Origin of the sequence: Campylobacter sp. RM9331 (assembly GCF_020137685.1) — a bacterium.
Taxonomy (GTDB): Bacteria; Campylobacterota; Campylobacteria; order Campylobacterales; family Campylobacteraceae; genus Campylobacter_E.
Window position 1 is genome coordinate 42,511 of sequence record NZ_JACGBA010000016.1, and the last position, 8,497, is coordinate 51,007.

At 26.7% G+C, this 8,497-nt stretch carries 8 protein-coding genes; 6 read left to right on the forward strand and 2 right to left on the reverse strand.

Annotated elements, in window-relative coordinates; genetic code table 11:
• Positions 1-234 precede the first annotated feature (234 nt).
• The 5 genes from AVBRAN9331_RS07060 (at position 235) to AVBRAN9331_RS07080 (ending at position 5,535) form a co-directional block, all read left to right on the forward strand.
• Entirely contained in the window at positions 235-1,479 is a 1,245-nt protein-coding gene (locus AVBRAN9331_RS07060) for a hypothetical protein (protein ID WP_336612696.1), read from the forward strand.
• A 2-nt stretch (positions 1,480-1,481) separates the two neighbouring features.
• The gene (locus tag AVBRAN9331_RS07065; protein ID WP_239803259.1) at positions 1,482-2,405 is read left to right on the forward strand and encodes a penicillin-binding protein activator LpoB; all 924 of its coding nucleotides are present in this window, start codon (positions 1,482-1,484) and stop codon (positions 2,403-2,405) included.
• 9 nt (positions 2,406-2,414) lie between these two features.
• The gene (locus tag AVBRAN9331_RS07070; protein WP_336612697.1) at positions 2,415-3,773 is read left to right on the forward strand and encodes a hypothetical protein; all 1,359 of its coding nucleotides are present in this window, start codon (positions 2,415-2,417) and stop codon (positions 3,771-3,773) included.
• Between the two features lie 8 nt (positions 3,774-3,781).
• Positions 3,782-4,951, forward strand: a complete 1,170-nt coding sequence (locus tag AVBRAN9331_RS07075; RefSeq protein ID WP_336612698.1) for a hypothetical protein — start codon at positions 3,782-3,784, stop codon at positions 4,949-4,951.
• 161 nt (positions 4,952-5,112) lie between these two features.
• Positions 5,113-5,535, forward strand: a complete 423-nt coding sequence (locus AVBRAN9331_RS07080) for a hypothetical protein (RefSeq protein ID WP_336612699.1) — start codon at positions 5,113-5,115, stop codon at positions 5,533-5,535.
• A gap of 406 nt (positions 5,536-5,941) precedes the next feature.
• Here AVBRAN9331_RS07080 and AVBRAN9331_RS07085 read toward each other — a convergent pair whose 3' ends face one another.
• The gene (locus tag AVBRAN9331_RS07085; RefSeq protein ID WP_336612700.1) at positions 5,942-6,610 is read right to left on the reverse strand and encodes a cytochrome b/b6 domain-containing protein; all 669 of its coding nucleotides are present in this window, start codon (positions 6,608-6,610) and stop codon (positions 5,942-5,944) included.
• The gene (locus AVBRAN9331_RS07090) at positions 6,600-7,541 is read right to left on the reverse strand and encodes a 4Fe-4S dicluster domain-containing protein (RefSeq protein ID WP_336612701.1); all 942 of its coding nucleotides are present in this window, start codon (positions 7,539-7,541) and stop codon (positions 6,600-6,602) included. The genes AVBRAN9331_RS07085 and AVBRAN9331_RS07090 overlap by 11 nt, the downstream gene beginning before the upstream one ends.
• Before the next feature lie 62 nt (positions 7,542-7,603).
• Here AVBRAN9331_RS07090 and AVBRAN9331_RS07095 point away from each other — a divergent pair, with 62 nt between their 5' ends.
• Complete coding sequence (locus AVBRAN9331_RS07095) at positions 7,604-8,209, forward strand: Crp/Fnr family transcriptional regulator (RefSeq protein WP_336612702.1); 606 nt, start codon at positions 7,604-7,606, stop codon at positions 8,207-8,209.
• Positions 8,210-8,497 lie beyond the last annotated feature (288 nt).

Sequence of the window (8,497 nt, forward strand, 5' to 3'; positions counted from 1 at the left end):
TTAACATTTAGTGCTTGCTCTTTTTCTACAGGAGGACAAGGCGATTTAGATTCAAAACTTAGCAATCTATACAATATTCAAGCAAACAAAGATAGCGTTTGCAAATACAACGAAGTTACAAAAGACCCTATATATAACGGAAGTGCAGAAGGTATTAAATTATTATATTGTGGTGATTATACAAATTCTTTTAAATCTTTTGATGTTGCAGTAAATAGTTTTGGCAATTCTAGCTTGGGTGATTATAAAGGTTTATTTTATGAATTACCAATTTTAAGAACTTATCAAGGAATAGACCAATTATTATCAACAAGTGTTTTATTTGATAAAGAAGCAGTAGAAGGTAGTAATAATCCTATTTTTGAATCAGCTAATAGATTGTTTAGATTAGCTGGTGATGAACAAGAAAAAATTGAAGAAAAATATAAAAAAGAAATCGTAAAAGCAGCAAAAGATATGGGCGGCGAAGATAGTTTTTTATTTAAAATTATTCAAAATTTAGCAAATAGTGCTATTAAGGACAATACAAGTGAATTAATGGGTATGAATTGCAAAAACGATAAAAAATCAGAAGATAGTTTTATAGATGATGATTGCAAAATTCTTCAAGCAGAGCAAGGATTTATTAATACTTATGTTGAATTTATGGAATTTGTAGGTGGAATTTTAGAAGGTGGCGAAGAAGTTGATGAAGTTAGAAATAAATTATTAAAAATCAAAGAGAAAAATGTTGATAATAAAGTATTAGCAAGTGTTTTTGATAAAATTTATGGTGATAACAAATCTGATACAAATAATGTATTTGTAGTATATGAAAACGGGGAATCAAAAGGTTTAGAAGATTATGAAATCAGTTTTCCTATTCCAGCTGACTTAAACCATTTAAAAGATAATGCTGTTAAATTAGCAGTTACTTATGCGGCTTTAAATATTAATACAAAATTAGATGATGATATTATCAAAGCTATTGGTGGGCTTACCGATGCTCGTGGGGTATTTCCAAAATTAACTGATAGCAAATCATCTTATGAGTATTTAGAAGTAAGTAACAATAAAAATAAAGAAAATACAAAACAATTAGCCGATATGGATAAAATAATTACTAAAGATTACAATAGTAATTTAACTGTTACAATGATAAAAGCTATTTTTGATGCAACTGTTAAAACTTCTTTAAATGCTAGTGCAGCTAATAAAAGTCCATTATTAGGATTTGCAGCAAATAAAGCCACTGAAGCTGTTAATCATAGTGATTTAAGACGCGTTGTGGGACTTCCAAAAGATTATCAATTAACAATACTTGATAATACAGGAGATATTAAAATCACAGATAATAAAGGAAATGAAATATTTTCAAAATCTAATTTAGATAAAGATAAAAACTACTTAATTTATGTTAAATCTCCAAAAATAGGCACAAATTATATAAAAGTAATTGAAGGTAAAAAAGTAACACAAGTAAATGTAGGGGAGAATTAATAATGAAAAAATATTCAATTTTATTAGCTGGATTATTATTTAGTGCTTGTGTAAGTAATCAAAATTCTCCTGCAAATACAAATAATACTATAGGAGCATTAGATAAATGCCCTAATGTAACTTATGCAAATGCTAAAGACTTAAAATATTTAGGTTGTGAGTTAGTAAAGAGTAAAAAAGGTAATCGTGAAGTTGTGAATTTAAAACTAACAAGTCAAACTAAAAGCCAAAAGGCTTATAAGGTAAAAATTACTTGGGAAGATACAAATGGTATGACAACAGATGCGTTTAGCGAAAGATTAACTACTGATTATTTAGAAGTATCAAATCATGATACAAAAAATTTATTATATTTAGCTCCAACCGATGATTCTGTAAATTATAAAGTATTGATTACCGGAATTAGTGAAATACCTAAAGGTGCTTTATATGATAGTAAGCATTCAAAAATTGGCTCAAATGATTTTTCTTTAACAACCGATAAACTTGTAAAACAAATGTATTACGCAAAAGTTAGAAGTGATAAGTTTTTAAATTGCGGAGATTACCCGTGCAATTTAATGGTAGAAAGAATTAAAAACAATACAAGACAAAACTTTAGCCCTAAAATTATAAAAGAAGAATTAGTAAATGCTATCAATGATTATCAATTAGCAAATTATATTGATAGTGTATCGGGTGATGGTAGCACGAGTAATTCTTATGCGATAGCTAAATCTCTTGAAGGAAATGAAGATTTTGACCAAGATAAAATTGTTCAATCAGGACATTTAGTAGGTCCTACTCATTCTTTAAGGGGTGTTATCACTCAACAAACTAATTTAGAAACAGGTGAAGTTGCGTATTATCTAGATGTATCTATTAATAGATTAGCAACAGGCGTGGTAGAGTGGAAAGGCAGAGAAATCATTAATAAGAAATTTTAAGGGGTAAAAATGTTAAAGAAAACACTTTTGAGTTTTATAGCTACATTATTAATGAGTCAAATAACATTTGCAAGTGAAAGTCCAATAAAAGTTTGTGAAGGTGAAAAAGGTAAGTTTGATAAATATATAGCTTGTATAAAAAATGAATTACAAAACAAAGATGAGATTTTATTTGTAGGGGCAAAAATTGTCCCTTTAGCACAAAATAAGAGTGGGGCAAATTTTTATAGTTATGTAGATACAGCTTTTCAAAAGGCTATGCTAGAAATTAAAAGTAAAGCAATAGCTGAGAATGGTTTAAGGCATATAAGTAGCGCTATTTTGGCTATAACTGATAAGACAGAAGATACACAAAAGCTAAAAAATGAGCTTGAAAATGAAGCTAAAGCTGAATTAAAAGCTATGAAAAGAGAACAAAGCTATGAAGAAATTGTGGATGGTGTTTTAAATAGAATAAAAACTATAATAGACCCCAATTTAGATATGCAAGATTACTCACAAGCCCAAAAAGAACAAGCAAAAGCAATAGCAAAAAGTGCAATATTTTCAGATACATTTGCTTCTAATATAAGTCAAAGTGGTTCGGGTATAGTACAAGGTTTGGTAACTTATATGAGCGTAATTGATACAGATAAAGATGGTAATTCAAGACTTGGGGTGATTGCTTATGTATCTGATAGGTCAATTCAGCTTTATAATAGCCTTACTAAGGGTATTGAAATTCCAGAACCAGAAAATAAAGCAATTTGCAAAAAAGTAACAGATATTATAAAAGCTATGAGCGATGAAGAAAGATTAGGCAGGGTAGGAACAATGTTTTATTGGGATGAGAATTGTAGACCCGCATTATTATCATTTTCTTTAAAATCATACAAGCAAAAACCTGCTTTAAAATATCAATTACAAGAAACAAATACAGAAAAATCAGAAATGGTAGCTCAAGATAATTTAGCACAATTTTTAGGTTCTTATGTAGATTTACAAAAAAATTATACTGCCGAAATGAAAACTATTCAAAATGCTATGTTTACTATAATTGAAGGCGCTATTAATGATGGAGTATATGAAGAAGGTAGTGTTGAAAATACTATATCAAGTTCTTTTTCTAAAATAGTAAAAACTCATAGTAAAGTAAATACTAAAGGAATGAAGACAATAGAACAATGGTATCAAGATTTAGGCGATGTTGGAGTTGTTGGTTCTATGGTTTCTTATTCTTTAAGTAATATTAAACAAATTGATAAAAAGAATGAACAAATTAGTGCAGTAAAAACTGGTCAAAAAACTGCAACAAGCAAAGATGTAAAACCTGTTAAAGTGCAAAAATCAATGCTAATTTATAGCAATCAAGTAACAGATGATTTTTAGGAGCTTGTATGAAAAAGTTATTAATTATGATTTTAGGCTTAGTAATAAGCCTAAATGCTGCTGTTGCTACTAAAACTAGCGTAAAAACTGCTACTGGTGAAGGATATGGTCTAACGTATGAACAAGCAGTTGATAATGCTCTTGCAGAAGCCATTGGGAAATTAAATGGTGCTTATATAAAAAGTACACATCAAAATAAAGTTCAAGCAAGTAATAATAACGGCGATATAAATTATCAAGAAACTTATAATAAAAAGATATCTCGTGCAACACAAGGTAGATTTAATTCATTTGATGTAATTAGCAAAATGCAGACTGCTGATGGTTATAAGGTAGTAGTTCAGATTAAAAAAATTAGCTCTAGCAAATACTATAAAATCCCAGGTCAAAATACAAATAAGCATAATTTGATTGTAGTTCCTAGAATTAGTGAATTAAATATGATGAGTATTGGTTATGAAGAGTTGGTGTTTTTAAATATATTAAAAACAGCCATACAAAATGAGATTTATAAGGCTAGAAAATTTAATTTATTAGATAGAGATAATCAAAACATAACCGAAAATGAAGCAAGATTTATTAAAAATAATGCTAGTAAAGATGAAGCATTAAGATTAGGCCATACTTTAGGGGCTGATTATGTATTTTTGTTTGATGTAGCATCATTTAAATATATTCTTGGTAAGCATTCAAGCTATACAAATAGCATAGGCAAATCAAACCTTAGTGCAACTATAAATTATCAAGTTATTTTAATGGCTACTCAAGAGATAAAATATTCAAATACAAGCACAATACAATATGAATTTAAAGAGTTAAATAATGTAGAAATTGATAATTTTATAAATAAAATTGCAAAAGAGTTGGTTGAGAATTTTCATTCAGGTATTTATCCGCCAGTGGTAGAAAATATTAGCAATAATCTTGCTATTTTTACTCAAAAAATATCCATTGGAACTACCTTAGATTGTTTTGCAAAAGGCAAGGTAATTATTGATAGCAGAACAAAAGAGAAGAGCTATACAGAAGATTTTTCAGGAGTTGTAGAGATTATTAGAAACAACGAAAAACAAAGTTATGCAAATATATCAAGCGGTAATATAAAAAAAGGAGATATTTGTAGAATTAAAAAAGAAGAGAAAATTAAGAAAAAAGTCTCAAACGGATATGGTTTGTAGCAAGAAATGGCGCTTTGCCATTTCTTAAAATATTTATAAATTTTTATGTAAAATAATAGAACATAGCTTAAAAGTTGAATTGCTAAAAGAATTTAAATTAGTGATAAAATCACAAGTATTATCTGATATAAAATAAAACATTTTGTTACAAGGAAATTAAAGTGGAAATTATCAATAAAAAGTGTGATATTTGTTCTTGTAAAATCTCAAAATTAACTTATAAAAAAGATTTAGGATTTATTAGTCTAAAATGTCCTAATTGCAATGCTTTTTATATTTTAAAAAGCAAGATTAATGGCTTTTCTTTTAGCAATGCTTTGAGTATTATTTTTGGTTTTATTAGCGCTATTATTACAATAATTTTTGCCACTTCAAATAAGAATTTAGCTAATGAAAATTTTGTATTTTTTATCTTTATATTATTTGCGATTTTTTCAATATCTATCGCTATTTTTTCTATTATTGAGCGTTATTTGAATATATTTATATTTTCTAAGTTTTTCTTGGTTGAAGATTTGAGTAAAATCAAAGCTAAAAGTAAAACAATAATAGACTATATTTTAAGCAAATTTAAATTCTTATAAATCATCACAAGCTTTAATTTATCAATGTTTGTTTAAAGTTTTCTTTTAAAGATTTAATAATAGTAATAACTACGAAATAATACAATAGACAAACTTTTTTATACCTGTTATCTAACTGAAAATATTTAATTTAATCTTAAAATATTAGTAGTTCTTAAAACTATATTTTGGTATTACAAAATAAATATAATATTTTTATTTGATTGTATGATTTATGCCTTTTTTAGTAAAGTTAGTAATAATTTTTGGCTTTGTTTAATACTTGCAAAGTTGCTTAAATTTGTCCTTTGTTTTTACTAATTTTTCTTATTTTTATATTATTAAAATTTATTTTCTTAAGTATATTTCATCGGTATCAATTTCAACTAAACAAATAATCAAATTTATAATTTAGTTCTAGTAAAGCTCATAACATATTTAAGACCTTTTTAGCGGCTTTTACGCCTTCATGCCATAATTTATGTCTTTTTAATACATATTTAGCATCAATTTTTCCACCAAACATAGCACCTAAAAGTGCTCTATTAGTCTTAAAAACAAAGGCAAATAAATGTATAAATATCCAAAAAATCATTAAAAACATTCCAATATTATGTAGTAATGCTGCTAAAAATATAGAGTTTTCACTAATTGAAATTCCTGCTAAATTTTTATAAGTTTTAATAAGCCCTGTAATAATCAAAATAACCATAATAATTACAAGTCCTAAATATGCAAGGCGTTGTTCTGGTAGGTATTTTTCGCAAGGTTCTTCTTCTTTGTTAAAAATTATTGCATAGATTAATTTTATGCTTTTTTTAATATCACCTTTTTTTGGAAGCATTGAAAAATCTTTGCGTAAAATATAATATGTAATATGTAAAAATACAAAAAATATCAAGCTAATACTAAAAATATAATGAACCATTAAACTAATATAATAATCCACACTCCAAGACATTAAAGGTAATTTATAAATCATATATCTTTTTGCGACAGGCATTTGTAAAATACCACTAAAAATCAACGCAAAAACACTAATCATTATTCCTAAATGAGTTATTTGATTAAATATACTTTGTCTTTTAATTTTCATTTTTTTTCCTTAGTAAAACACCTGCTAAAACACCTGCAATCGGGCTTAATAAAACACTTTTAATAATTTTGTCATTATTGGTTATTTTGTTATTTATATCTACTTTTATATGTGCTATTCCTTGAGTGTTGTTTGCGTGTTTTTTGCTTATTGCTTCTTGAATTTTTTCAAACGAAATCGGTGATACATAAAAAGTCGCAGTTCCGCCGTTTTGTTTATCTCCGTAAATATATGTGCCATCATCTTTGGCTAAATCTTTATATTCTTGTGCCTTTTTTAGGGCTAGTAATTTTATTTTTTCCTTATTTGCATATATCATTGCGTTTTTAGGACAAGCACTCACACAAGCAGGAATGCTAATATCAGCACATAAATCGCATTTATACATAACTCCACCACCTGCTAATTTAGGTGCTATTTTAAGATAAACTCCAACTCCTGCTTGTCGTTGTGGTATGTGCCAAGGGCAAACATCTTTACATTTTGCTCCACCAAAACAAACATTAGGATTGATTTTAACCGCTGAATTATCTTTGCTAATTGCTCCAAAAGGACATATTTTAAGGCAAGTTGGGTCATCACAATGCATACAATGTCTTGGGATATTTATATTTTTATTATCTATGTTTAATTTTTCAACATAGATGAAATTATAAGGATTTAGCCTATTAATCTCATCTTTTTTGTCTTGATAATCTTCATAAAATTTTTGTGGATAATAATTTGGTATTTCGCTAATTGGTTTAGGAAAAACATCTTTATTTTTTACTTTACAAGCACTTACGCATAAAGGTGTTGCTAAATTAGCACAGCCATCGCAAAGGCTTAAATCAATTAGTTTTGCCATTTTTTCTTGATTAGCATTTGCAAAAACCTTGCTTACACTAGCAATTCCTGCGATTTTTAAAAAATTTCTTCTATCTAAACTCATAATATTCCTTTTTTTGATAAAGTATAAGAGTTTTTAAAAATTATGTATGTGATAAAGTTACAATGAAAAAGATTGAAGATTTTTTAAATTCTATATTTACAAATAATGAGCTAATTAAAAAATGTTTAGAAACAGGTCTTTTTAAGACTTATAAAAAAGGTGATGATTTATGGGATTGTCAAGGGCTTATATTTATAATTGATGGAAGTATTAAGATATTTATTGATAATGGCATTAGAAAGATTGATATTTTTAATTTATCAAATGATGAATATTGCTTATTATCAGCTTCTTGCGTGCTAAATAATATTAGTTTTGATGTTAATATTGAGTTTGTAAAAAACACTAATGTTTGGGTAATTCCTAGCAAAGATTTAGAAGAATTAAGCGAAAAATATTTAGAATTTAAACAGCTAAAATTAGACATTATTTCTAAAAGACTTAGCGAAATTATGCAATTTTTAGAAGATTTTGCTTTTATGCCGCTTTCAAATCGTGTTTTAAAATATATAAAAGATAATGCAAGTAATAATGAATTAAAAATTACTCACGAAGAATTAGCAAGAGTAGTAGGTAGCTCAAGAGAAAGTATTTCAAGGGTTTTAAAAGAGTTGAAAAATGATAATAAAATCTTGTTAAAACGAGGTGCTATTATTGTTTGTACTTAAAGAATTTAAAACAGGAGTTTAAAATAAATCTTAGATATTGCTAGATTTAAAATTTAAATTTCAAATTCAAATTCTTTAAAATTAAATTATTTTTCTAATTGTAATACTAAAAATAAAGCTATTTAAAACAACTTTAAATAGGATTTTGATTTTTTTATAATTATTTATATTATAAACTTTACTTATAAATCCTAATAACCATAAACTCCACTAAACCCTTATTTCCCAATTATTTTCAACAATCAATTACCACTAGTCCATTTCAAATCACTCAAAAACTTTTTCATA

Excerpts from the sequence above, each read along its gene's own strand:
- AVBRAN9331_RS07065 (WP_239803259.1), top strand. The coding sequence starts at position 1,482 with ATGAAAAAATATTCAATTTTATTAGCTGGATTATTATTTAGTGCTTGT.
- AVBRAN9331_RS07070 (WP_336612697.1), top strand. The coding sequence starts at position 2,415 with ATGTTAAAGAAAACACTTTTGAGTTTTATAGCTACATTATTAATGAGT.
- AVBRAN9331_RS07075 (WP_336612698.1), top strand. The coding sequence starts at position 3,782 with ATGAAAAAGTTATTAATTATGATTTTAGGCTTAGTAATAAGCCTAAAT.
- AVBRAN9331_RS07085 (WP_336612700.1), bottom strand. The coding sequence starts at position 6,610 with ATGAAAATTAAAAGACAAAGTATATTTAATCAAATAACTCATTTAGGA.
- AVBRAN9331_RS07090 (WP_336612701.1), bottom strand. The coding sequence starts at position 7,541 with ATGAGTTTAGATAGAAGAAATTTTTTAAAAATCGCAGGAATTGCTAGT.
- AVBRAN9331_RS07095 (WP_336612702.1), top strand. The coding sequence starts at position 7,604 with ATGAAAAAGATTGAAGATTTTTTAAATTCTATATTTACAAATAATGAG.